Source organism: Pelagerythrobacter sp. Soil_C_18 (assembly GCF_057657235.1).
In genome coordinates, this window is the sequence record NZ_JBDGIU010000005.1 from 33,640 (window position 1) to 56,082 (window position 22,443).

24 protein-coding genes and 1 tRNA gene are annotated in these 22,443 nt (G+C 65.8%); 23 read left to right on the forward strand and 2 right to left on the reverse strand.

Annotated features, from left to right (window positions below):
* The first annotated feature begins 34 nt into the window (after positions 1 to 34).
* Positions 35 to 829 (forward strand): CDP-diacylglycerol--serine O-phosphatidyltransferase, encoded by a 795-nt coding sequence (gene pssA / locus AC3A5N_RS11700; RefSeq protein ID WP_487737697.1) that lies wholly within the window; start codon positions 35 to 37, stop codon positions 827 to 829.
* Here pssA and AC3A5N_RS11705 read toward each other — a convergent pair.
* Positions 762 to 1,037 (reverse strand): hypothetical protein, encoded by a 276-nt coding sequence (locus AC3A5N_RS11705; protein WP_487737504.1) that lies wholly within the window; start codon positions 1,035 to 1,037, stop codon positions 762 to 764. The genes pssA and AC3A5N_RS11705 overlap by 68 nt on opposite strands.
* A 347-nt stretch (positions 1,038 to 1,384) precedes the next feature.
* On the opposite strand from AC3A5N_RS11705, the gene rpsB reads away from it, so the two are divergent.
* Both rpsB and tsf read left to right on the forward strand, forming a co-directional pair.
* Positions 1,385 to 2,149: a 30S ribosomal protein S2 gene (rpsB, locus tag AC3A5N_RS11710; RefSeq protein ID WP_487737505.1), complete on the forward strand. Its 765-nt coding sequence runs from the start codon at positions 1,385 to 1,387 to the stop codon at positions 2,147 to 2,149.
* A gap of 86 nt (positions 2,150 to 2,235) precedes the next feature.
* Entirely contained in the window at positions 2,236 to 3,162 is a 927-nt protein-coding gene (gene tsf / locus AC3A5N_RS11715; RefSeq protein ID WP_487737506.1) for a translation elongation factor Ts, read from the forward strand.
* A gap of 131 nt (positions 3,163 to 3,293) precedes the next feature.
* Here tsf and AC3A5N_RS11720 read toward each other — a convergent pair whose 3' ends face one another.
* Positions 3,294 to 4,145, reverse strand: a complete 852-nt coding sequence (locus AC3A5N_RS11720; protein WP_487737507.1) for a metallophosphoesterase — start codon at positions 4,143 to 4,145, stop codon at positions 3,294 to 3,296.
* Positions 4,146 to 4,228: 83 nt separating this feature from the next.
* Here AC3A5N_RS11720 and pyrH point away from each other — a divergent pair, with 83 nt between their 5' ends.
* The 20 genes from pyrH (at position 4,229) to AC3A5N_RS11820 (ending at position 22,414) form a co-directional block, all read left to right on the forward strand.
* The gene (gene pyrH, locus AC3A5N_RS11725) at positions 4,229 to 4,951 is read left to right on the forward strand and encodes a UMP kinase (RefSeq protein ID WP_487737698.1); all 723 of its coding nucleotides are present in this window, start codon (positions 4,229 to 4,231) and stop codon (positions 4,949 to 4,951) included.
* 2 nt (positions 4,952 to 4,953) lie between these two features.
* Positions 4,954 to 5,511 (forward strand): ribosome recycling factor, encoded by a 558-nt coding sequence (frr, locus tag AC3A5N_RS11730; protein WP_487737508.1) that lies wholly within the window; start codon positions 4,954 to 4,956, stop codon positions 5,509 to 5,511.
* Between the two features lie 161 nt (positions 5,512 to 5,672).
* Positions 5,673 to 6,356, forward strand: a complete 684-nt coding sequence (uppS, locus tag AC3A5N_RS11735; RefSeq protein WP_487737509.1) for a polyprenyl diphosphate synthase — start codon at positions 5,673 to 5,675, stop codon at positions 6,354 to 6,356.
* Positions 6,357 to 6,401: 45 nt separating this feature from the next.
* Positions 6,402 to 7,130 carry a phosphatidate cytidylyltransferase gene (locus tag AC3A5N_RS11740; RefSeq protein WP_487737510.1) on the forward strand — a complete coding sequence of 243 codons (729 nt, stop codon included), beginning with the start codon at positions 6,402 to 6,404 and terminating at the stop codon, positions 7,128 to 7,130.
* A complete protein-coding gene (locus tag AC3A5N_RS11745) occupies positions 7,127 to 8,290 on the forward strand; it encodes a 1-deoxy-D-xylulose-5-phosphate reductoisomerase (RefSeq protein WP_487737511.1) in 1,164 nt (387 codons plus the stop codon). The genes AC3A5N_RS11740 and AC3A5N_RS11745 overlap by 4 nt, the downstream gene beginning before the upstream one ends.
* Entirely contained in the window at positions 8,283 to 9,422 is a 1,140-nt protein-coding gene (gene rseP / locus AC3A5N_RS11750; RefSeq protein WP_487737512.1) for an RIP metalloprotease RseP, read from the forward strand. The genes AC3A5N_RS11745 and rseP overlap by 8 nt, the downstream gene beginning before the upstream one ends.
* 157 nt (positions 9,423 to 9,579) lie before the next feature.
* The gene (bamA, locus tag AC3A5N_RS11755) at positions 9,580 to 12,294 is read left to right on the forward strand and encodes an outer membrane protein assembly factor BamA (RefSeq protein WP_487737699.1); all 2,715 of its coding nucleotides are present in this window, start codon (positions 9,580 to 9,582) and stop codon (positions 12,292 to 12,294) included.
* Complete coding sequence (locus AC3A5N_RS11760) at positions 12,294 to 12,959, forward strand: OmpH/Skp family outer membrane protein (RefSeq protein ID WP_487737513.1); 666 nt, start codon at positions 12,294 to 12,296, stop codon at positions 12,957 to 12,959. Before bamA ends, AC3A5N_RS11760 begins: the two co-directional genes overlap by 1 nt.
* Before the next feature lie 25 nt (positions 12,960 to 12,984).
* Positions 12,985 to 13,452: a 3-hydroxyacyl-ACP dehydratase FabZ gene (fabZ, locus tag AC3A5N_RS11765; RefSeq protein WP_487737514.1), complete on the forward strand. Its 468-nt coding sequence runs from the start codon at positions 12,985 to 12,987 to the stop codon at positions 13,450 to 13,452.
* 120 nt (positions 13,453 to 13,572) lie between these two features.
* Positions 13,573 to 13,800, forward strand: coding sequence for a 50S ribosomal protein L31 (gene rpmE, locus AC3A5N_RS11770; RefSeq protein WP_119512551.1), 228 nt, complete (start codon positions 13,573 to 13,575; stop codon positions 13,798 to 13,800).
* A 362-nt stretch (positions 13,801 to 14,162) separates the two neighbouring features.
* Positions 14,163 to 14,239 (forward strand) — tRNA-His (locus tag AC3A5N_RS11775).
* A 47-nt stretch (positions 14,240 to 14,286) separates the two neighbouring features.
* The gene (locus AC3A5N_RS11780; RefSeq protein ID WP_487737515.1) at positions 14,287 to 15,351 is read left to right on the forward strand and encodes a Leu/Phe/Val dehydrogenase; all 1,065 of its coding nucleotides are present in this window, start codon (positions 14,287 to 14,289) and stop codon (positions 15,349 to 15,351) included.
* Between the two features lie 108 nt (positions 15,352 to 15,459).
* A complete protein-coding gene (gene ccmC / locus AC3A5N_RS11785) occupies positions 15,460 to 16,182 on the forward strand; it encodes a heme ABC transporter permease CcmC (protein ID WP_487737516.1) in 723 nt (240 codons plus the stop codon).
* Complete coding sequence (locus AC3A5N_RS11790; RefSeq protein ID WP_487737517.1) at positions 16,182 to 16,322, forward strand: hypothetical protein; 141 nt, start codon at positions 16,182 to 16,184, stop codon at positions 16,320 to 16,322. Before ccmC ends, AC3A5N_RS11790 begins: the two co-directional genes overlap by 1 nt.
* Positions 16,319 to 16,783 carry a cytochrome c maturation protein CcmE gene (gene ccmE / locus AC3A5N_RS11795; protein ID WP_487737518.1) on the forward strand — a complete coding sequence of 155 codons (465 nt, stop codon included), beginning with the start codon at positions 16,319 to 16,321 and terminating at the stop codon, positions 16,781 to 16,783. Before AC3A5N_RS11790 ends, ccmE begins: the two co-directional genes overlap by 4 nt.
* Positions 16,780 to 18,723, forward strand: a complete 1,944-nt coding sequence (locus AC3A5N_RS11800; RefSeq protein WP_487737519.1) for a heme lyase CcmF/NrfE family subunit — start codon at positions 16,780 to 16,782, stop codon at positions 18,721 to 18,723. The genes ccmE and AC3A5N_RS11800 overlap by 4 nt, the downstream gene beginning before the upstream one ends.
* A complete protein-coding gene (locus AC3A5N_RS11805) occupies positions 18,723 to 19,250 on the forward strand; it encodes a DsbE family thiol:disulfide interchange protein (protein WP_487737520.1) in 528 nt (175 codons plus the stop codon). The genes AC3A5N_RS11800 and AC3A5N_RS11805 overlap by 1 nt, the downstream gene beginning before the upstream one ends.
* Positions 19,251 to 19,372: 122 nt before the next feature.
* Entirely contained in the window at positions 19,373 to 19,744 is a 372-nt protein-coding gene (locus tag AC3A5N_RS11810) for a cytochrome c-type biogenesis protein (RefSeq protein WP_487737521.1), read from the forward strand.
* Complete coding sequence (locus AC3A5N_RS11815; protein ID WP_487737522.1) at positions 19,741 to 20,373, forward strand: tetratricopeptide repeat protein; 633 nt, start codon at positions 19,741 to 19,743, stop codon at positions 20,371 to 20,373. The genes AC3A5N_RS11810 and AC3A5N_RS11815 overlap by 4 nt, the downstream gene beginning before the upstream one ends.
* A gap of 109 nt (positions 20,374 to 20,482) precedes the next feature.
* Complete coding sequence (locus AC3A5N_RS11820) at positions 20,483 to 22,414, forward strand: potassium transporter Kup (protein WP_487737523.1); 1,932 nt, start codon at positions 20,483 to 20,485, stop codon at positions 22,412 to 22,414.
* Positions 22,415 to 22,443 lie beyond the last annotated feature (29 nt).

The following is a 22,443-nucleotide window of genomic DNA, read 5'->3' on the forward strand; positions in this document are numbered from 1 at the left end:
CGTCGGCCCCAAGGCAGCGGAAGACGAGATACCCATGGCTGCAGGCGGCGTGCGAGGCCTTTCGCTGCGCGCCGTATTGCCTAACGCGATCACCGCCGCCGCGCTCTGCTCGGGTCTGACCGGAATCCGCTTCGCGATCTCGGAGAACTGGCCGTTCGCGATCGTCGCGGTGATCCTCGCTGGATTGCTCGATGGCATCGACGGGCGAATCGCCCGCCTGCTCAAGGCGCAGTCGCGGTTCGGCGCGGAGCTGGATAGCCTGGCCGATTCGCTTTCGTTCGGCGTGGCGCCTGCGCTCATCTTCTATCTCTGGACCTTGCAGGATCTGCCGCGGCTGGGCTGGTTCGCAGCGCTTGCCTTTGCGATCTGCTGCGCGCTGCGCCTCGCGCGATTCAATGCGCAGATCGACGTGGACGAGCAGCCGCACAAGTCGGCCGGCTTCCTTACCGGCGTCCCCGCGCCGGTGGGGGCGGGGCTGGCGTTCCTACCGTTCTATCTGTGGATGGCGACCGGGTGGGAGGGCTTCCGTGAGCCGGTGGCCTGCGCGATCTGGATGGTGGCGATCGCCTTCCTGATGATCTCCAACATCGCAACGCTGAGCTGGACCTCGATTCGCCCGCGGCGCAATGTCAGGCTGGAACTGATTGCCGGGGTCGGGATACTCTTCGCCGCCTTGTTGCTCGAGCCCTGGTGGACGCTCGTCGCCATCTGTGTCGGCTATCTCGCGATGATGCCCTATGCGCTGGTGCGCTATTCCCGGGTCAGGCGGCCGCGGGCAGGGGCCTCTGCGCCCGCGCCGGCCGCAGCGGACGACCACCTGCTCGACTGATCGGGCGAGGGCGCCAGGCGGGGAGCGGCTCGTTCTCCGACATATTCACGATCACGACACGGACCGGATAGACCGGCTGCTCGGCCTGCGCCATTTCCCAGCGGAGGCGCATGAACGCTTCCCGGCCGCGAACGAAGCTGTCCGCCAGCACCACGGCAGTGCCTGCGGCGGCAGTCAGAAACAGTGCAAACAGAGTGACGCCGAGCATGATCGTAGTCCTTGCGAATGCGATCCACGAGCTGTTGACAGCCTGTGGGTTCGCTGTGGATAACCGGGGTGTCGCACGACTCGTTATCGAGCGACAGCCATGATGTTCCCTGTTTGTTCCGGCATGTCAAGCGCTATTGCGCTCGGGCCCACAATTCCTGCGGCGAATCGGGTGGATTCTTCCTCCAATCCCAGCTAAGGGCGCGCCCGCTGGGCGATTTTCCGGACTCTGTCGGTCTGGTTTCAGCCACGCAAATCCACATGGAGAGCGCCACATACCGGTGCCTGCCCGCGGGATCTCCGCACGGGTTCCAGCTCTCCAGAGGCTCAACCGGAAAGGAAATACCTATGGCGACTTCTACCGTCACCATGCAGCAATTGATCGAGGCCGGCGCCCACTTCGGCCACCAGACTCACCGCTGGAACCCGCGCATGAAGCCGTACATCTTCGGCGCGCGCAACGGTGTCCACATCATCGATTTGTCGCAGACCGTGCCGCTGTTCTCGCGCGCACTTGACTTCATCGAACAGACGGTCCGCGCAGGCGGCAAGGTGCTGTTCGTCGGCACCAAGCGCCAGGCGCAGGAACCGATCGCCGAGGCCGCGCGCGCTGCGGGCCAGCACTTCGTCAACCACCGCTGGCTGGGCGGCATGCTCACCAACTGGAAGACGATCTCAGGCTCGATCAAGCGCCTCAAGACGCTGGAAGAGCAGCTTTCGGGCGACACCTCGGGCCTCACCAAGAAGGAAGTCCTCCAGCTCACCCGCGAGCGCGACAAGCTCGAGCTTTCGCTCGGCGGCATTCGCGATATGGGCGGCATTCCCGATGTCATGTTCGTAATCGACGCGAACAAGGAAGACCTGGCGATCAAGGAAGCCAACGTGCTCGGCATTCCGGTCGTCGCCGTGCTCGACACCAATGTCGATCCGAACGGCATCGCCTTCCCGGTGCCGGGCAACGACGATGCCAGCCGCGCGGTGCGCCTCTACTGCGACGCCGTGCGCGACGCGGCGCTCGCCGGCCGCGGCGGCAAGGTGGCCGATTCGGGTGACGACGTGGGCGCGATGGACGTGCCGCCAGCGGAGGCCGCGGCTTCCGAAGCGGCTGCCTGAGCTTCCACACGGCCGTCATAAACACGACCTAGTGCGCCGGGCCTGACAACGGGCCCGGCGCCCAGAGATTATCAAAGGAAACGACAATGGCTGCATTCACTGCCGCTGACGTGAAGGCCCTGCGCGAGAAGACCGGCGCGGGCATGATGGACGCCAAGAAGGCGCTCGAGGAAACCGGCGGCGACATCGAGGCCGCGGTCGACGCGCTGCGTGCCAAGGGCCTCGCCACCGCGCAGAAGAAGTCGAGCCGCACGGCGGCCGAAGGTCTCGTCGGCGTTGCCGTCGAAGGCACCCGCGGCGTCGCGGTCGAGGTCAACTCGGAGACCGACTTCGTTGCCAAGAACGACAAGTTCCAGGACTTCGTGCGCAAGACCACCGAAGTCGCGCTGGGCGTCGAGGGTGACGATATCGAGGCGCTGAAGGCGACCGCCTATCCCGATGGCGGCACCGTGGCCGAGAAGCTGACCGACAACGTCGCGACGATCGGCGAGAACCAGCAGCTCCGCCGGATGAAGACCGTCTCGGTCGGTAGCGGCGTGGTCGTGCCTTACGTCCACAACGCCGCCGCGCCGAACCTCGGCAAGATCGGCGTGCTCGTCGCGCTTGAGAGCGAGGCCGACGCCGGCACGCTCGAAGCGCTTGGCAAGCAGCTTGCCATGCACATTGCCGCGGCGTTCCCCCAGGCGCTCGACGCCGATGGCCTCGACGCCGACGTGATCGAGCGCGAGCGCAAGATCGCTGCGGAGAAGGCGTCCGAAAGCGGCAAGCCGGCCGAAGTGCAGGCGAAAATGGTCGAGGGCGCGGTGAAGAAGTTCGCCAAAGAGAACGCGCTGCTCAGCCAGCTCTTCGTGATGGACAACAAGACCCCCATCGCCGACGTCGTCGCCAAGGCGGGCAAGGATGCGGGCAGCGAGATCGTGCTCAAGGACTATGTTCGCTTCCAGCTCGGTGAAGGCATCGAGAAGGAAGAGAGCGACTTCGCAGCCGAGGTTGCCGCCGCCGTCGCCGGCTGACCGGCTCACAAGCGAGCGAAATTCACGGCCGCCGGACTTCGGTTCGGCGGCCGTTTTCGTGCCGCCCGCAGGCGCGATGTGGGGTGTCGATGCGAGCTAGCGAGCGGTTCGCGTGTAGGAAAGTCGGAGCGTCAGCGGCCCGCCGGCAAGACCTCGATCAGCCACATCTCGGGTCTGGAGAAGAGCCGGAACGGGAGCACGCTGGTGCCGAGGCCTGCTGTGGTGACAAGTAGGTTGCCGTCCTCACGCACCACCCCGCAGGCGTAGCGGTCGCCGTAGGCCGACATCGTCGCCGGAGAGCCGCCCCAGGGATAGCGGATCTGCCCGCAATGGGTGTGCCCGGCGAGCATGAGCCCAAAGCCGGTCGGCAGGTCGGGGAAGGGATCGGGACTGTGGCTGAGCAGCACTCGGCCGCCACCGAGCCGGTCGATCGCTGCCAGCGCCCCGGGCAGGTTCGCGTGGCCGGTATAGTCGTCATCGATCCCGCCGATCGCGAGCGGGCCTGCGCGAACCGCGGCGTTGGCGAGTACGGTGAACCCAGCTTGCTCCAACTCGCGGCGGACAGCCGCGACTCCGAACCAGTGATCGTGATTGCCGGGCACCGCGATCTTGCCGAGCGGCGCCTCCAGCGCGGCCAGCGGGGCGATCGCCTCCGCCGCCGAATAGAGCCGGGTCGCGGTACGCTTCTCGCTGACGAAATCGCCGGCGATCAGCACTAAGTCGGGCCGGAGCCGGTTCGCCTGCTCGACGATCCGCGCAAGTCGCTCCGGCGGCATGTCGGGGCCCGCGACGTGAATGTCGGAGAGCAGCAGCAGACGCACCGGCGGCGTGCCCGCGGGGAAACCCTCGAGCCGGGCGGTGAGACGCAGGACTTCGGGCTCGGCTACCGTGTCCCTCCAGGCCTTGGCAGCCAGCGCCGCCGCTGCGGCCAACAGCACGATGAGCGCCCAGCGCAGCGCGCGCCACCGCGATCCTCTTCCCATCACCGGCTTTCCCTTTGCGCACGGGGGGCGAGGCGGCTAAGGACGCCGGCAACCCGCAAGTGAATCCGGAAACCCCATCACCCATGCTATCCCCGAAATACAAGCGCATACTGCTCAAGCTTTCGGGCGAGGTGCTGATGGGGGATCAGCAGTTCGGCATCGATCCCGCCTTCGTCTCTGAACTTGCACAGGAAGTGAAGGCAGCCAAGGACACCGGGCTGGAACTGTGCCTGGTGATCGGCGGCGGCAACATCTTTCGCGGCATGGCCGGCGCGGCGCAGGGAATGGACCGCGCCCAGGCCGACTATATGGGCATGCTCGCGACCGTGATGAACGCGCTGGCGATGCAGAGTGCGCTCGAACAGCTCGGAGTCCCGACCCGCGTGCAGTCAGCGATCGAGATGGACAAAGTGTGCGAACCGGTGATCCGCCGCCGGGCCGAGCGGCACCTAGAAAAGGGCAGGGTGGTGATCTTCGCCGCAGGCGTCGGCGCGCCCTACTTCACCACCGACAGCGGCGCTGCGCTGCGCGCCGCCGAAATGCGCTGCGATGCCCTGTTCAAGGGCACCAGCGTGGATGGGATCTATGACGCGGATCCGAAGACGAATGCTTCTGCAAAACGTTTTGATACAGTCAGTTATGACAAGGTTCTAGCGAACAATCTTAAAGTGATGGACGCTTCAGCCGTGGCGCTGTGCCGCGACAACCGGATACCCATCGTGGTCTTCTCGATCCGCGAAAAGGGCAATCTGGCGCGGGTGCTCGCCGGCGACGGTGTCCGTACGGTAGTGAAAGAGGAAGCCTGACAATGGCGAAGTACGACAAGAACGATATCGAGCGCAGGATGCAGGGCGCGGTGGAAAGCCTGAAGAGCGATCTTTCGGGCTTGCGCACAGGGCGCGCGAACACCAGCCTGCTCGATCCGGTGCAGGTCGAAGTCTACGGCGCGATGATGCCGTTGAATCAGGTGGCGACCGTCAACGCGCCCGAGCCGCGCATGCTGGCCGTGCAGGTGTGGGACAAGGCGAACGTGACCGCGGTGGAGAAGGGGATCGCGCACGCGAACCTCGGCCTCAATCCGATGACCGACGGCCAGACGATCCGTCTGCCGATGCCCGACCTGACCGAGGAGCGCCGCCGCGAGCTGGCCAAGATCGCCGGTAAGTATGCGGAGAACGCCAAGATCGCGATCCGCAACGTGCGCCGCGACGGCATGGAAGCGCTCAAGGAAGACGAGAAGAAGAAGGAAATCTCCGAAGACGACCGCAAGCGTGGCGAGGATGAAGTGCAGAAGCTGACCGACAAATACGTCGCCGACGCCGATGCCGCCGCCGCGCAGAAGGAGAAGGAAATCCTGACCCAGTGAGTGGGATCGGACGGCCTATCCCCTTCTCTTCAGAGGAAGGGCAGTGAGACTTGGCGAACCGAAGGTGAGCCTAGCCGGAGCGGAGCGGAGCGAATGCCGCACCCGCCGGTTCGCGCCATGCCATCACACCGTGGCTCCCTCCTCTGAAGAGGAAGGGGAACATGGCTGACACTTCCGCACAGGCCCGCCATGTCGCGATCATCATGGACGGTAACGGCCGCTGGGCGAAGCGCCGGCACCTGCCGCGCGCGCTGGGGCATCAGCGCGGGGTGGAGGCGGTGCGCACGCTCGTGCGCGGCCTCGCTGAAACCGGCATCGAATGCCTGACGCTCTACGCCTTCAGTTCCGAGAACTGGAAACGCCCGGGAGAAGAGGTCGACGATCTGATGAATCTGATGCGCAAGTTCGTGAAATCGGACCTGCCGGAATTCATCGCCAACGACGTCAAGCTCAAGATTATCGGAGATTGGCAAGGGCTTGCGCCCGATATCGTCGAGATGCTCGAAGATGCGCTGGCGAAGACCAGTGGTGGCACACGCACGCTGGCTGTCGCGCTCAATTACGGCTCGCAGCAGGAGATAGCGCGCGCCGCGGCGAAGGCGGCGGGCGGGGGCGAGATCACACCCGAGACGATCGCGGCGCATCTCGACACTGCCGATCTGCCGCCGCTCGATCTGCTGATCCGCACGAGCGGGGAGGTGCGGCTGTCGAACTTTCTACTGTGGCAGGCCGCCTATGCCGAGATGATCTTCGTCGATACGCTATGGCCCGACTTCACGCCCGAGCACCTGCAGGAGGCGCTGGACGAGTTCACGCGGAGGGAGCGCCGTTATGGCGGCCGGTGACGCTTTTCGTTCTCTGAGAGTTGCCTCCGACGAACGAGGAGAGCGATGATCGGTGAGAGCGAACCCGTGCCGCTGAGGACCCGCAGCGCCGACCTGCCGGTGCGTCTGGCATCGGCAGTGGTCATGCTGGCCGTCGCAGGCGCTGCGTTCTGGCAGGGCGGGCGGGTGTTCGACCTGTTCGTCGGCATCGTCGCGCTGGCCTGCTTCGCGGAGTTCGTGGTGCTGGTCACCCGCGCGACGGCCAACGTGCCCTACCGGCTCGCCGCGCTCATCGCCGGTGCGCTCTACATCGGCATGGCTGCCGGTATCCTGACGGGGGCGGCGGACTTTCTGATCGTGCTTGTGCTCGGCGTCACGATCTTCACCGACACCGGCGCCTACTTCACCGGGCGCTCTATCGGCGGACCGAAGATCGCACCGCGCGTGAGCCCGTCGAAAACCTGGGCCGGGCTACTGGGCGGAATGGCCGCCTCGGCCCTGTGGGTCGTGCTGTGGGTAGTCGCGATCGATTCGAGCGTTTCGTGGCTAGGCCCGCGCTTCGAGCTCGGCCTGGATCTCGATGCGCGGAACCTCGGCGGCGCCGCGCTGCTTGGCGCGGGGCTCGCGGTTCTGGCGCAGGCTGGCGACTTCTTCGAAAGCTGGCTCAAGCGCCGCGCGGGCGTGAAGGACAGCTCCCATCTGATCCCGGGCCACGGCGGCGTGTTCGACCGGGTCGACGGGCTGCTGCCCGTGGCAATCGCGGTCGGCATGCTCGCGGCGAGCATCGCCAATTGACTCGGTCGATCTCCATTCTCGGCGCGACCGGCTCGGTCGGCGCATCGACACTCGATCTGGTGCGCCGCAATCGCGGCGACTGGCGGGTGGTCGCGCTGACCGCCAATTGCAGCGCGCGCGAGTTGGCGGCGCTCGCGCGCGAGTTCGGCGCAGAGATTGCAGTGGTGGGCGACGAGGCGTGCCTCGGCGATCTGCGCGAGGCGCTCTCGGGGTCGGGCATCGAGGCTGCGGGCGGATCGACGGCGCTGTGCGAGGCCGCCTCGCGGCCGGTCGACCTTACGGTTGCGGCGATCGTCGGCTGCGCCGGTCTCCGCCCGACGATGACGGCAATCCGCCGCGGCGGCGCGATCGCGCTGGCGAACAAGGAAGCGCTCGTCTCGGCAGGCGACGTCATGACCGCCGCTGTCGCCGAGCATGGGGCCATGCTGCTGCCTGTCGATTCGGAGCACAATGCGATCTTCCAGTGCCTCCAGGGCGGCAGGATCGAGGACGTGCGCACGATCACACTCACCGCCAGCGGCGGTCCACTGCGCACTTGGACGGCGGAGCAGCTCGCCGCCGCGACTCCCGCGCAGGCGGTGGCGCATCCCAACTGGAGCATGGGCGCCAAGATTAGCGTCGATTCGGCGACGATGATGAACAAGGGGCTGGAATTCATCGAGGCGTATCATCTGTTCCCGGTCGGGCTCGAGGCGTTGCGCATCGTGGTCCATCCGCAGAGCGTGGTGCATTCGATGGTCGAGTACCGCGACGGTTCGACCCTGGCGCAGCTTGGCCCCTCGGACATGCGCGTGCCGATCGCTTCGTGCCTGGCATACCCGGACCGGATGGACACGCCGTGTGAACCGCTGGACCTTGCTGCGCTCGGTTCGCTGACCTTCGAGGCGCTGGACGAGGTGCGCTTCCCGGCGACCCGGCTGGCGCGCGAGGCGGCGCATGCCGGCGGCGCGGCACCGGCCGTGCTCAACGCGGCGAACGAGATCGCAGTCGCCGCGTTCCTCGCCGGTCAGATGCCGTTCACGCGGATCGCGTTAGTGGTCGAGCAAACTCTCGAACGTTATACCCCCATGGCACCTTCGAGCCTGGACGACGTTCTCGGTGTCGATGCCGAGGCGCGCAGGCGGGCTCGCGAGCTGCTGGAGACCATGCCAATTGGCTGATTCGCCTTCATTCTGGATGTACATCGTCGGCTTCCTGCTGGTGCTGGGGCCGCTGATCACGATCCACGAGTTCGGTCACTATCTCGTCGGGCGCCTGTTCGGCGTTCAGGCGGAGGCGTTCTCGGTCGGCTTCGGCAGGGAACTCGCCGGCTGGACCGACCGCCGCGGCACGCGCTGGAAGCTCTCCGTCCTGCCGCTGGGCGGCTACGTCCAGTTCAAGGGGGACATGAACCCGGCGAGCATTCCCGATCCGGAGAAGATCGCCGCGATCCCCGAGGGCGAGCAGGCGGGATCGTTCCATTTCAAGCCGCTGTGGCAGCGCGCGCTGATCGTTTTCGCGGGGCCGGCGACGAACATTCTGGTCGCGCTGGCGATCTTCGCGGCGTTCTTCATGGTCGTGGGCAAGCCGGTGCCGGTCGAGACGGACCGGCAGCTCACGGTTGCCGAATTCTCCGAAGGCTCGGCGGCGGAAGAGGCGGGCTTCGAGGTTGGCGACCGCATCGTCTCGATCGATGGCGAGCGGATGAACGACTTCCGCGACATTCAGGACGCGGTGATGCTCTACCCGGGGCGCACATTCGAGATCGTGGTCGACCGCGAGGGGCAACTCCTGCCGATTACGGTCACAGCGGACAGCCACGAGGTGACCGATGGGTTCGGCAATACTTCCAAGATCGGGCTGCTGGGAATTCGGCCGGCACAGGCGGAGTTCGAGTTCGAGCGGCAGGGCCCGATCGCAGCCACCGCCATGTCCGTCGATCACAGCATCGGCATTGCGCACATGATGGTGACCGGGGTGAAGCAGATCGTCTCCGGCGACCGCTCGGTGCGTGAGCTCGGCGGGCCGATCAAGATCGCCAAGTATTCCGGCGAGCAGTTCAGTCTCGGTCCGCTTGCCTTCATCAACTTCATCGCGTTGATCTCGCTTAATTTGGCATTCATCAACCTCTTGCCAATTCCGGCGCTGGACGGCGGCCATCTGGCTTTCTACGCGGCAGAGGCTGTCCGCCGGAAGCCGATCGGCCCCCGCGGACAGGAATTGGCGTTCCGCACCGGCGTTGCAGTGGTGCTGGCGCTAATGGTGTTCGTCACGATCAACGATCTGGTTTCGCTGCCGATATTCGGGAGCTGACCGGTCCAGGGGGCGGAAAAGCGCGGGGGAATGGTTCCTTCCTTTGCTTGATTGGGGGCACGGCATCGGGCAAGGGCGGCATTCGCCGTCGCTCCGATGCTTTTGGGCAGCGGCCCAGTGGTGCATTTGGTAAGGATTGGACGGGATCGCCGTGTCGATGATTGAACGCGAGAAAGCCGCCGGCGCATTCGGCAAGACCGGCACCGGCTTCGCGCTGGCCCTGCTCTGCGGCACCATGCTGGCCGGCGTTCCTGCGCCGCTGCTGGCACAGGAGGAAGAAGCGCCTGCACCGGCTGCCACACAGCCGGCCGCCGCCGCCGATGCCGCGCAGCCCACGCCCGTCGCGGCGCCGCAGGGGCAGACGATCCGCTCGATCACCGTGATCGGTGCACAGCGGCTCGAGCCCGCGACGATCCTGTCGTACATCCAGATGCGCGCCGGGGACACCTATACCCAGGCGCTTGCCGACCAGGCGCTGAAGGATCTCTACGCGACCGAGCTGTTCTCCGAAGCCAGCGTCCGCAACGACGGCGGCAACGTGGTGATCGAGGTCACCGAGAACCCGGTGATCAACCGTATCATCCTAGAGGGCAACAAGCGGATCAAGAACGACAAGATCCTCCCCGAGATCCGCCTTGCGCCGCGCCAGATCTTCACCCGCTCCAAAGTGCGCGCCGATACCGCGCGGATCATCGAGCTCTACAAGCGCCAGGGCCGCTTTGCCGCCTCGGTCGAACCGAAGACGGTCGAGCTCAGCCAGAACCGCGTCGACGTCGTGTTTGAGATCAGCGAAGGGCCCAAGTCGAAGGTCCGCCAGATCAACATCCTCGGCAACGAGGAGTTCGATGACGGCCAGCTCAAGGGCGAGATGGTCACCAAGGAAGCGCGCTTGCTTCGCTTCTTCAGCTCGAACACCAGCTACGATCCCGATCGCCTGGCGTTCGACCAGCAGAAGCTGCGCCAGTTCTACCTGACCGAGGGCTATGCCGACTTCCGTGTCGTCTCCGCCGTCGCCGAGCTGACGCCGGACAAGGAAGACTTCATCATCACCTACGTCCTCGAAGAGGGCGAGCGCTACAAGTTCGGGGACGTCTCGGTCGACAGTCAGATCCGCGACTTCGACAGCGAGCGGATGACACAGAACCTGCCGATGAAGACCGGCGACTGGTACAACGCGAAGCTGGTCGAGGACACGCTCGAGCAGCTTAACGAGCTCGCCGGCACTTTCGGCTATGCCTTCGCGGACGCGCAACCTCAGTACGTCCGCAACGAGGAAGACCTCACGATGAACGTGACGTTCGTCCTGCGCGAGGCGCCGCGCGTCTATGTCGAGCGGATCGACGTGAACGGCAATACGCTGACGCAGGACAAGGTCGTCCGCCGCGAGTTCCGCGTGGCTGAGGGCGACGCGTTCAACTCGCTCCAGGTCAAGCGTTCGAGCAACCGAATCAACTCGCTTGGTTATTTCCAGGAAAACTTCGAGATCGAGCAGAAGGAGGGCAGCGCCCCCGATCGCATTATCCTTGAAGCCAATGTCCAGGAGCAGCCGACCGGCGAGCTGCAGCTTTCGGCCGGCTTCTCGTCGATCGAGAACTTCATCCTCGCCGGCTCGATCCGTCAGCGCAACTTCCGTGGCCGCGGGCAAACGGTCGGCGCGTCGGTCAACTGGTCGCGCTATTCGCGGTCGGCCGCGCTGAGCTTCTCCGAGCCTTACGTGTTCGATCGCAACATCTCGATGGGTGCGGACATCTACCGCAAGGATTACAACAGCTTCAACTTCCTCAACAACGACCGCAACCGCACGTTCGAACAGTCGACGACCGGTTTCGCGGTTCGTGCCGGCGTACCGCTGACCGAGTACATGTCGGCGATCGCCAGCTACACGCTTAACTACGACGACGTTTCGCTCGACGAGTTCACCTACTTCAGCGACATTGATGGCGACGGGACAACCGAGTGCGACCCCATCCTCGCGGGCCGCTATTTGTGCGAGGCACTGGGCAAGCGCACGAGCTCCATCCTCGGCCTGACCATCGCTTACGACGCGCTCGATAACCGGTACCGGCCGACCCGTGGGCACAATTTGTCGCTTAGCACCGAATACGCCGGGCTCGGGGGATCCGTGAAGTACCTGCGCTTCAGGGCCAAGGGCGCGAAGTACTGGAATGTGTTCGGCGGGTTCATCTTCTCGCTTTCGGGCGAAGGCGGCTTCATCAAGGGGCTCGAGGATCGTGGTCCGGGCGTCGACGACGTGCGCCTGACCGACCGCTTCTTCCTCGGCGAGCCGCAGTTCCGCGGCTTCGACATCCGCGGCGTTGGCCCGCGCGTGCTGCGCCAGCCGATCCGTGCCGGCGAGGACGGCAATCCGGTGGTGATCACCGACCGTGACGAAGTCGGGGACGACGCGCTGGGCGGCAACGCTTACTACTTGGGCCGTGCCGAACTTGAGATCCCGCTCGGCTCCGGTGCGCGCGAGCTAGGCCTCCGTCCTTCGATCTTCATGGACATCGGTGCGCTGTTCAACGTCACGCGGCCGGTACTGCAAAGCGCGCCGTTCCCCGATGGGATCCAGCGGCAGTACCGCGATGCGGACGGCAATCCGCTCTACATCGATCCTACTGACTCGGATCAGACGACCACCGATCCGACCGATGCGGCGGGCAACCCCAACGATCCTTACACTTACACGGTTGCAAGTCCATTCCAGGAAGTCTTCCTGGGCGATACCGCCAGCCCACGTATTTCGGTCGGCATCGGCGTCAACTGGAACTCGCCCTTCGGGCCGTTCCGCATCGACTTCGCCCACGTGCTCAAGAAAGAGCCGGGCGACGACACGAAGACCTTCACTTTCAACGTAGGAACCCAATTCTGATGAAGAACCTTCTCAAGCCGGTCTTCGCAGCCGGTCTCATGTTAACGGCGGCTTCGGCCCCGATGATTCTCGCTACGCCGGCCGTGGCGCAGGACGCTCGCGGCGTCGGCGTCGTCAGCCTTCCGGCCGTGATCGCCAACTCCAACGCCTACCAGACGGCCGAGCAGCAGCGCCAGACCACCTACAAGGCGCAGATCGATCAGGCCGAGGCGCGCCGGCAGCAGCTCGAAACGCAGCTCACGCCGATGGTGCAGAAATTCAATACCGACCGTCAGGCCGCGAGCCCGGACCAGCAGGCGCTGCAGCAGCAGGCCACGCAGATCCAGCAGATCGAGCAGTCGGGCCAGCGCGAGCTGCAGCAGATGCTGGCGCCGGTTGCACTGAGCCGCGCCTATACGCAGGAACAGATCGAGGATCGTCTGGACGAGGCGGTGCAGGCCGCGGCGCAGAAGAAGAACGTCTCTCTCATCCTGGACGCGACGTCGGGTCAGGTGATCTACGCAGGCGCGCAGCACAATCTCACGCAGGACGTGCTGAACGAGCTCAACACGCTGCTGCCCAGCGTGCAGATCACACCGCCGCAGGGCTGGATGCCGCGCGAGATTCGCGAGCAGCAGGCAGCCCAAGGCGCCCAGCCGGCACAGCAGCAGCCGACCGGCCGTTGATCCGAAAGACGAAAAAGGCAGGGCGATGAGCGAGGAATCGGGCGCGCAGCCGTACGACATCCGTAAGGTGCTCAAGGCCCTGCCGCACCGCTATCCGCTCCTGTTGGTCGATCGCGTCAAGTTGATCGAACTCGGCGAGCGGATACACGCAGTGAAGGCGGTGAGCTTCAACGAGGACTTCTTCCAAGGGCATTTTCCCGGTGCGCCGATCATGCCCGGGGTGCTGCAGGTGGAAGCGCTGGCGCAGGCCGCCGCGATCCTCGGCATTGAGACGCTCGAGCTCGCGGGAACGGGCAAGCTGGTCTATTTCATGGGGATCGAGAACGCCAAGTTCCGCGCACCCGTGACGCCTGGCTGCCTGCTCGATCTCGAAGTCGAGTTCCTCCAGAAGCGCAGCCGGGTCTACAAGTTCAAGGGCAGGGCCAGTGTGGAGGGCAAGACCACCACCGACGCTGAGTTCACGGCGATGGTCGCCGATCCGCCGAGCGACTGATCCCCCTTCCACAGACGGGACGGGAACGGCTTGCCAAATCGCTCGCAGCGCCTTAAGGGCGCCGCTTTCCCGACATTGCCGGCCGGTCGGAACCGGTCACATGCAGAAGGACACGACGCCATGAAGGCCGACACGCATCCTGATTACCACACGATCACCGTCAAAATGACCGATGGGACCGAGTTCCAGACGCGCTCCACCTGGGGTAGCGAGGGCGACACGCTGACGCTGGACATCGATCCAACCAGCCACCCGGCCTGGACCGGCGGCAAGCAGCAGATTCAGGAAGGCGGCCGTGTCGCGGCCTTCAACAAGCGTTTCGGCGGGCTCTCCCTCAAGAAGGGCTGATGCCGAGGTCTCCTGCCTCAGGCGCTCGCGAGCACGGACATGACGAAATTTAGGGGGGCGGTCCTTGTGGGCCGCCCTTCTTGCATTTTAGCCTCATGTCCCTGACGAGCGGCTGGGCCAAACCTGAAGACGCAGCATGAGGATTCGCGCCCACGCTCCGAGGCGCATAGCGGCGCCGCCGTGACGTCTCGGCAACCGCGAAAGAATCTTGCGCTTGTGGGGTGCCAGCGTAGTTTTTGCTTTGCAAACGAGCATCCGTATGCAACAGGCGCGCGCCCGCACCGTTCGCGGCTTGACCGCGCGGCGAACGGGCGTATCAGCCCGCTTTGTACGGCAGGTCCGATATCGGGCTGGGGCATATGGCGATCGTAGCTCAGTTGGTTAGAGCGCCGGTTTGTGGTACCGGAGGTCGCGGGTTCAAACCCCGTCGATCGCCCCATTTTCCCCAATCTTCGCCGTCGGTTGGCAGTGGGACTTCTTCCTAAAATGACGGCATTCTGGACCGAACCGGACTACGACGATCACGAGCTTGTTCAGCTGGTGTGCGACCGCGCATCGGGGCTGACTGCGATCATCGCGCTCCACTCCACCCATCTCGGCCCCGGCGCCGGCGGCACGCGCTTCTGGCACTATGTCGATCCGAAGGACGCCATGCGCGACGCGCTGCGGCTGAGCCGCGGGATGAGCTACAAGAACGCCATGGCCGGTCTGCCGATGGGCGGCGGCAAGGCGGTGATCCTCGCCGGCAAGGACCGCGCCAAGACGCCCGAGATGCTCGAGGCTTTCGGCGCCGCGGTCGATGCGTTGGGCGGCGCCTACGTTACCGCGGAAGACGTCGGCATCGGCGAGGCGGATATGGTCGCGGTCTCGCGCCGCACGCAATACGTCACCGGTCTGCCGGTTGAGGGAGAGGGCGCCGCAGGTGGTGACCCCGGGCCCTTCACCGCGATGGGCATCTACCACGGCATCAAGGCGGCGGTGCGGCACAAGCTGGGCAAGGATTCGGTGAGCGGCGTCTACGTAGCGGTACAGGGCGCGGGAAGCGTCGGCGGGGGTGTGGCGCGCTTGCTGGCGAAGGATGGCGCGAAGCTGATCCTATCGGACATCGACATGGACCGAGCCGCGGCGCTCGCCGACGAACTCGGTGCGGACACGGCCGCGCCTGAGGCGATCATGAGCGTCTCGTGCGACGTCTTCAGCCCTAATGCACTGGGCGCCATTCTAGACGACGAGGGCATTGCGCGCCTCGACGCCTCGATCGTGGCCGGCGCGGCGAACAACCAACTCGCCCGTGCGCATCATGGCCAAATGCTCGCCGAGCGGGGCATCCTTTACGCTCCCGACTACGTGATCAACGCCGGTGGGATTATCAGTGTGACACTCGAATATCTCGCGCGGCGTAACAGCGCGCCGTGTGACATCAACGAGGTGCGCAAGCGCATTGCGCAGATCCCCGGTCGGCTGGAGGAGATCTGGCAGGAGAGCGATGCGAGCGGCGTTTCACCTGACGCCGTCGCCGACCGCATGGCGCAGAAGCTGATCGGGCGCTGAGGTCACGCGCTATCCCGGCGAAAGCTGGGACGACGGGCGTTTACTGCGATGGAATCCCTTGCCCCCGTTGGCGCGGGCTGCCATTGCGCGCGGCGTACGGATGTCATCATGCACGGCTTCGCCAATCCCAAGAGGTTCCTGTCGCTCGCGCGCTGGTTGACCCCGCTGCTGCTCGCGAGCGGGCTCGTGCTTGCGGGCGCGGCGCTGGCGTGGGGCGTGTTCGTGGTGCCGCCCGACCGGCTGATGGGCGAGACCGTGCGCATCCTCTTCCTCCACGTGCCCACCGCGTGGCTTGGCATGGGCGGCTGGACCGCCATTGCGATCGCCAGCGCGGCCTATCTTGTCTGGCGCCATCCGCTGGCGGATCTCGCCGCGCGCGCGGCGGCGGTGCCGGGAATGGTATTTACCGCGGTGTGCCTCGCCACCGGATCGATCTGGGGCCGGCCGACCTGGGGCACCTGGTGGGTGTGGGACGGGCGGCTGACTTCGATGCTGGTGCTGCTGTTCCTCTACTTCGGCTATATCGCGCTCGCGCAGGCCGTGGCGCGCGAGGGCGGGTCGAGCCGCATTCCGGCGATCTTCGGCCTGGTCGGTGCGATCAACATTCCGATCATCAACCGCTCGGTCGTGTGGTGGAATTCGCTCCATCAGCCGCCGAGCATCACCGCCGGCAAGAGCGCGATCGACGCCGAGTTCCTCGTGCCGTTGCTCATCGCCGTGCTCGGCTTTTCGCTGATCTTCGGCGGAGTCGTGCTCGCCCGGATGCGCGCACTGCTGGGCGACATCCAGGCAGAGGCGCGGCTGCGGCGCAAGGCGAGCGAGGCGGCCTGATGCGCGAATCGCTCGACCAGTGGGATTTCGTGATCGCGGCTTATGCGGTGGGCGTTTTCGCGACGCTGGCGCTGGTCGCCTGGGCCTGGTGGGACATGAAGCGCGCCGAGCGCCGCCGCGAGGAGGCGCGCCGCAAGTGAGCGCGCTCAAACCGAAGCACCAGCGGCTCGTGCTGGTCGTGATCGCGCTCGTCGCGCTGATCGGCGCCGGCCTGCTCGCCGCTTGGGCGCTGCGCAGCCAGGCGAGCTATTTCTACGTGCCCGAGCAGATGGTGGCCGAGCCGCCCGAGCAAGGCCACGCGGTGCGGCTCGGCGGCATGGTCGAGGAAGGCTCCGTCCGCACGCTGCCCGACGGCGTGACGGTCGCCTTCGTCGTCGGCGACGGCAAGGCGCGCGTGCCAGTGCGGTTCGCGGGCATCCTGCCGGACCTGTTCGTCGAGGGCTCGGGCGTGGTGGCCGAAGGGCGGCTCGGGCCCGACGGCACCTTCATCGCCGACAACCTGCTCGCCAAGCATGACGAGAACTACGTGCCGCGCGAGTTGCAGGAGATGACCGAGCACCAGAAGCGCGAAGTCGTCGCCGAGACCGAGGACGCGGCGTGATCGCCGAACTCGGTCTTGCCGCCCTGTGGCTGTCGGCGGCGCTCGCGGCCCTGCAACTCTATGCCGGGGCGATGGCGTTGCGGCCGGGTCGGGAGGGCGTTGCGGCGCTCGTGCGGCCAGCGGCGGTCGTCCAGGGGATCGCCTGCGCCTTCGCCTTCGTGATGCTGCTGTGGCTGTTCGCGATCACCGACCTGTCGGTGAAGCTCGTCGCCGCAAACTCGCATTCGGCCAAGCCGATGATCTTCAAACTCGCCGGGGCATGGGGCAACCACGAAGGCTCGATGCTGCTGTGGGTCGCCGTGATGGCGCTGTCGGGCGCGCTGATCGCGCTGGTGGAGCGGCGCCTGCCAGAGAAAACCATGCTCGCGACACTGGCCGCGCAGGCGTTCGTGGGGCTGGGCTTCTACGCCTTCCTGATCGCCAGCTCGAACCCGTTCGAGCGGCTGCCGCAGCCCGCGATCGAGGGACTGGGGCTCAACCCGCTGCTGCAGGACATCGGCCTCGCGTTCCATCCGCCGACGCTCTACTTCGGCTATGTCGGCCTCTCGGTCGCGTTCAGCTTTGCGGTCGGCGCCATGCTGACGCGGCAGGTAACACCCGAGTTTGCGCGCGTGATGCGGCCCTGGGTGCTTGGCGCCTGGGTATTCCTCACGCTGGGGATCACGGCCGGTTCCTACTGGGCCTATTACGAGCTCGGCTGGGGCGGCTGGTGGTTCTGGGATCCGGTCGAGAACGCCTCCTTGATGCCGTGGCTCGCTGCGACCGCGCTGCTCCATTCGGCGAGCGTGCTCGCCGCCCGCGACGCGCTGCGTGCCTGGACCATCATGCTCGGCGTTGTCGCCTTCTCGATGAGCATGGTCGGAACATTCCTCGTGCGCTCGGGCATTCTCACCAGCGTTCACGCCTTTGCAGTCGATCCCGAGCGCGGCAGCTTCATCCTCGTGCTGTTGACGCTCTACATCGGCGGAGCGCTCGCGCTGTTCGCCCTGCGTGCGGGCACGGTGACGGAAGGCCAGCGTTTCGCCGTCACCAGCCGCGAGGGCGCGCTGGTGTTCAACAACGTGATGCTGAGCGCGATCCTGGGCATCGTTCTCCTCGGTACGCTCTATCCGCTACTGACCGAGGCCTTCGACGTGCGCGTGTCAGTGGGGCCGCCCTACTTCAACCCGGTGGGGGCGATCTTCGTGATCCCGATGCTACTGGTGATGACGGTGGGCCCGCTGCTGCGTTGGCGGCGCGATTCGCTAGCACGCATCCAGCGGCCGATGATCCTGGTCGGCATGGTGATGCTGGGGATGCTCGTCGCTGCGTTCACGCTGGGTGAGATGGGCGTTCTGCCGCTGCTCGGCCTCGCGATTGCGGTGGGGCTTGCCATTGCAAGCTTCCTGCCGCTGCGCGGGCGCCGGCTCACACGCGTGCCGCTCGCCGTCTGGGGCATGGTGGTCGCCCACTTCGGGTTGGCGGTCGCGCTGTTCGGCATGGCGAGTGAGAGCGCCTTTTCCGAAGAGCGGTTGGCGGCGGTCGCCGTCGGAGGCACGGCGCAAGTGGGGCCGTGGGAGGTCACACTCTCCGAAGTCCTGCCCGCCGCCGGGCCGAACTGGACCGCGATCGAAGGTCATCTCCTTGCCAGCTACGCCGGCGGCGATCCGATCGAGCTCGACCCCCAATCACGCAGTTTTTGGGCGCCGCCGCAGGAAACGACCGAAAGCGCACTGGCGACTCGCTGGAACGGCCAGCTCTACGCCGTGGTCGGCAGCGAAGCCGGGGCCGGGCGGTGGCAGCTGCGCCTGTGGTGGAAACCATTCGTGACCTTCATCTGGTACGGCGGCATGCTCGTGGCGCTCGGCGGTGCGCTCGCGCTGATCGGGCGGGTGACCGACGATCTCCGTCGGCGCGCGGTCCGTGCGCGGATCGCGCGGCGTCACGAGGAGGCGGTCTGATGCGCTGGTGGTGGTGGATCCCCCTGCTGCTTTTCGCCGGCTTTCTCGGCGTGGCGGCATATCAGCTTACGCAGCCGAAGAACGACCTCGTGCCGAGCGCGATGGTCGGCAAGCCGCTGCCCGAATTCGATTTACGCGCCGCGGCCGAGGGAATGCCTGGCGCATCGACGGCGGATTTCCACGACGGCAAGCCGCGGCTGCTGAACATCTGGGCGAGCTGGTGCCTGCCGTGCATCGCCGAGGCGCCGCAGCTCGATCGGCTGAAGCAAGAGGGCGCCGAGATCGTCGGCATCGCCATCCGCGACCGGCCCGAAGACGTCGCGGCCTTTCTCGCGCGCCACGGCAATCCCTATACGCACATCGGGGCGGACGACCTTTCGCAGGTCCAGCTCGCGATCGGTTCCTCCGGCGTGCCCGAGACCTTCGTGATCGATGGCGAGGGCGTGATCCGCTACCAGCACATCGGCGACATCCGCGCCGAGCACGTGCCGATCCTGCTCGAGAAGCTGCGGGAGGCGGGGGAGTGAGTTTCAGTAGCCCCTTCACCTCAACCGGTCATCCCAGAGAAAGCTGGGATCGCGCTCACCTTCGGAGTTCGTGGAAAGCGGTCCTAGCTTTCGCTGGGATGACGATGTTTTTGTTTGGTTTCATGGCGCAGCCCCTCGCCGCGCAGCAATCGCTTCCGCCCGCGCCTTACGCCTACCGACAACTCGAGAACCCGGCGAAGGAAGCCGAGGCGCAGGCGCTGATGGAGACATTGCGCTGTCTCACGTGCCAGAGCCAGTCGATCGCGGACAGCGATGCGCCGATGGCCGGCGACATGCGCCACCAGGTCCGCACGCGGATCGCAGCAGGTGAGGAGCCGGAGGCGATCCGCGCCTGGCTGGTCGAGCGCTACGGCGACTATGTCAGCTACGCGCCAGTGGTCAGCAAAACTACCTGGCCACTCTTCGCGATCCCGCTCCTGCTGCTCGCCGGAGCGGGGGCGATTCTCTGGCGGCGCCTGCGGAGGGCGCGATGAGCTGGCTTCCGGTGATCGTGCTGGGGGGCGCGCTGTTCCTGATAGCGGCCTTCGCGCTGCGCCTGCCGCGCGCGGGCTGGGCGGCGTTTGGCGCGGCGCTGCTGTTCGGTCTTGCAGGCTATGCGTTTCAAGCCAGTCCCGGCTTACCTTCCGCACCCAAGGCCGCGGCTCCGGACGCCAGCGAGACGAGCTCCGCGATGATCGAGGCGCGGCGCGCGATGTTCGATCCCTCGATGCAAGCAAGCGACTTCGTCCTCGTGTCCGACGGTTTCGCGCGGCGCGGACAGTATGCCGATGCGGCGCAGATGCTGCGCGGAGTCGTGCGCGAGAATCCGCGGCACGCCGAGGCTTGGGTCGCGCTCGGCAACGCGCTGATCGAGCATGCCGATGGAAATCTCACCCCGGCGGCGGTCTATGCCTATGCCCGGGCGGAGCAGACTGCGCCGGGGCATCCGGCGGCGCCGTACTTCCACGGCCTCGCCCTGCTACGGGCGGGCCGGCCGCACGAAACGCGGACATTGTGGGCGCAGACGATTGCCGATGCGCCCGAGGGGGCCGAGTGGGTGGCGCCGATGCAAGAGCGGCTCGAGAGGCTCGATGCACTGATCGCCGCAGTGGAGGCGCAGTAGCCTCGGCACCGTGCATGTTGCAGCTGCGAAAGGAGGGTGCTAAGCGCCGCCGCCCTGCAATAGGCCGCATTCAAGGCAGCGCCGGGATGCATACGGGAATGCCGTTTCTATGAGCGAACTTTCCTCGGATCAGGACGGCACTGCGGAAGGCGGTAGTCCGCAAGGGCACCGTAGGAGTCCGAAGGCGGCGCTTGCGGTCGGTGCGATCGGGATCGTGTTCGGCGATATCGGGACCAGCCCGATCTACGCCTTTCGTGAAACATTCGCGGGTCCCCATCCGCTCGCGCTCGACACTCTGCACCTCTTGGGCGTGCTCAGCCTGATCTTTTGGGCCATGACCATCATCGTATCGCTCCAGTACGTCACTGTCCTGATGCGGGCGGACAACAAGGGGCAGGGCGGTACGCTCGCGCTGGTCGCTCTCATATCGAGTCGGATCGGCCGAACGGGCTATGGCTGGCTCGCCGTCATGCTGGGCGTTTTCGCCACCGCCCTGTTCTACGGGGACAGCATGATCACGCCCGCGGTGTCGGTACTATCGGCCGTCGAGGGTCTGACCACAGTCGAAGAGAGTCTTGAGCCGCTCGTCATCCCGATCGCGCTCGTCCTTCTCATCGGCCTGTTCCTCCTCCAGCGGCGCGGTACAGCCAGGGTCGGGAAGCTTTTCGCCCCGGTGATGATCACCTATTTCGTCGTGCTGGCGGTACTGGGGCTGATCCACATCGTGCAGTATCCTGGCGTGCTGGTGGCACTCAACCCCTGGTACGCAATCCAGTTCTTCATGACCGACAAGCTGCTTGCATTCCTGGCGCTCGGCTCGGTGGTGCTCGCCGTGACGGGGGCGGAGGCGCTCTACGCCGATATGGGGCACTTCGGCCGCGGCGCGCTGCGGATAAGCTGGTTCGGCTTCGTCATGCCGTGCTTGCTGCTGAACTATTTCGGCCAGGCCGCGATGGTCATGGGTTTGGAGGCGGCAGCGGCGGCTGACGCCATTCGCAACCCGTTCTTCCTGATGGCACCGGAAGTCTACCGTCTGCCGCTGGTGATCCTGGCGACTTGCGCCACTTTCATCGCCAGCCAGGCGGTCATCTCCGGCGCCTTTTCAGTGACGCACCAGGCGATCCAGCTCGGCTTCGTACCGCGCCTCTCGATTCTTCACACGAGCGAGACCGAGCACGGGCAGATCTACATTCCATTCGTCAACTGGGTGTTGATGGTCGCGGTGATATTGCTGGTCATCACGTTCCAGAACTCGTCCAACCTCGCGAGCGCCTATGGCATTGCGGTCACCGGTGCGATGCTGATCGACACCTGCCTGATGGCAGTGTTGTTCGTCGCCGTCTGGCGCTGGAAGCTCTGGATGGCCGTTCCCATTGCGGCCGTGTTCTTCCTGGTCGATGGCGCCTTCTTCGGAGCAAACCTCCCAAAGGTGCCCGACGGGGGCTGGTTCCCGCTCTTGGTCGGTGCGATCGCCTTCACTTTCCTCACCACCTGGGCGCGCGGACGCAAGCTGATGCGCGATCGGATGAGCGAAGTGGCGCTGCCGATCGAGATCTTCGCCAAGTCCGCGATGAACAGCGCGATCCGCGTGCCGGGCACGGCGATCTTCATGGCCTCCGCCACGGCCGGCGTACCCTCCGCGCTGCTCCACAACATCAAGCACAACAAGGTGCTGCACGAGCGGGTCGTGATCTTGACCGTCGAGATCGCGGAGGAGCCCTACGTCGATCCCGAGTTCCGGACTCAGTTCGACAATCTGGGGGATGGATTCTACCGCATGGTGCTGCGCTACGGCTTCATGGAAGAAACCGACGTGCCGGCTGCGCTCAAGAAGGTTCACCACTGCGGCGGCGACTTCGACATGATGCAGACGAGCTTCTTCCTCAGCCGCCAGACGCTGCTGCCGTCGAAGAACCCGAGCATGATGATCTGGCGGGAGAAGATCTTCTCGTGGATGCTGCGCAACGCGGCGACCGCGATGGAGTTCTTCCGCCTGCCGTCCAACCGCGTCGTCGAGCTGGGTAGCCAAGTCGAGATCTAGGGTGGGGCGACGGAGCGATCATGCCCTCG

Excerpts from the sequence above, each read along its gene's own strand:
- AC3A5N_RS11815 (WP_487737522.1), top strand. The coding sequence starts at position 19,741 with ATGAGCTGGCTTCCGGTGATCGTGCTGGGGGGCGCGCTGTTCCTGATA.
- fabZ (WP_487737514.1), top strand. The coding sequence starts at position 12,985 with ATGAGCGAGGAATCGGGCGCGCAGCCGTACGACATCCGTAAGGTGCTC.
- AC3A5N_RS11720 (WP_487737507.1), bottom strand. The coding sequence starts at position 4,145 with ATGGGAAGAGGATCGCGGTGGCGCGCGCTGCGCTGGGCGCTCATCGTG.
- bamA (WP_487737699.1), top strand. The coding sequence starts at position 9,580 with ATGATTGAACGCGAGAAAGCCGCCGGCGCATTCGGCAAGACCGGCACC.
- pyrH (WP_487737698.1), top strand. The coding sequence starts at position 4,229 with ATGCTATCCCCGAAATACAAGCGCATACTGCTCAAGCTTTCGGGCGAG.
- AC3A5N_RS11810 (WP_487737521.1), top strand. The coding sequence starts at position 19,373 with ATGGCGCAGCCCCTCGCCGCGCAGCAATCGCTTCCGCCCGCGCCTTAC.
- uppS (WP_487737509.1), top strand. The coding sequence starts at position 5,673 with ATGGCTGACACTTCCGCACAGGCCCGCCATGTCGCGATCATCATGGAC.
- AC3A5N_RS11820 (WP_487737523.1), top strand. The coding sequence starts at position 20,483 with ATGAGCGAACTTTCCTCGGATCAGGACGGCACTGCGGAAGGCGGTAGT.
- frr (WP_487737508.1), top strand. The coding sequence starts at position 4,954 with ATGGCGAAGTACGACAAGAACGATATCGAGCGCAGGATGCAGGGCGCG.
- rpsB (WP_487737505.1), top strand. The coding sequence starts at position 1,385 with ATGGCGACTTCTACCGTCACCATGCAGCAATTGATCGAGGCCGGCGCC.
- pssA (WP_487737697.1), top strand. The coding sequence starts at position 35 with ATGGCTGCAGGCGGCGTGCGAGGCCTTTCGCTGCGCGCCGTATTGCCT.
- ccmC (WP_487737516.1), top strand. The coding sequence starts at position 15,460 with ATGCACGGCTTCGCCAATCCCAAGAGGTTCCTGTCGCTCGCGCGCTGG.
- AC3A5N_RS11790 (WP_487737517.1), top strand. The coding sequence starts at position 16,182 with ATGCGCGAATCGCTCGACCAGTGGGATTTCGTGATCGCGGCTTATGCG.
- rpmE (WP_119512551.1), top strand. The coding sequence starts at position 13,573 with ATGAAGGCCGACACGCATCCTGATTACCACACGATCACCGTCAAAATG.
- AC3A5N_RS11780 (WP_487737515.1), top strand. The coding sequence starts at position 14,287 with ATGACGGCATTCTGGACCGAACCGGACTACGACGATCACGAGCTTGTT.
- AC3A5N_RS11760 (WP_487737513.1), top strand. The coding sequence starts at position 12,294 with ATGAAGAACCTTCTCAAGCCGGTCTTCGCAGCCGGTCTCATGTTAACG.
- AC3A5N_RS11740 (WP_487737510.1), top strand. The coding sequence starts at position 6,402 with ATGATCGGTGAGAGCGAACCCGTGCCGCTGAGGACCCGCAGCGCCGAC.
- tsf (WP_487737506.1), top strand. The coding sequence starts at position 2,236 with ATGGCTGCATTCACTGCCGCTGACGTGAAGGCCCTGCGCGAGAAGACC.
- AC3A5N_RS11805 (WP_487737520.1), top strand. The coding sequence starts at position 18,723 with ATGCGCTGGTGGTGGTGGATCCCCCTGCTGCTTTTCGCCGGCTTTCTC.
- AC3A5N_RS11705 (WP_487737504.1), bottom strand. The coding sequence starts at position 1,037 with ATGCTCGGCGTCACTCTGTTTGCACTGTTTCTGACTGCCGCCGCAGGC.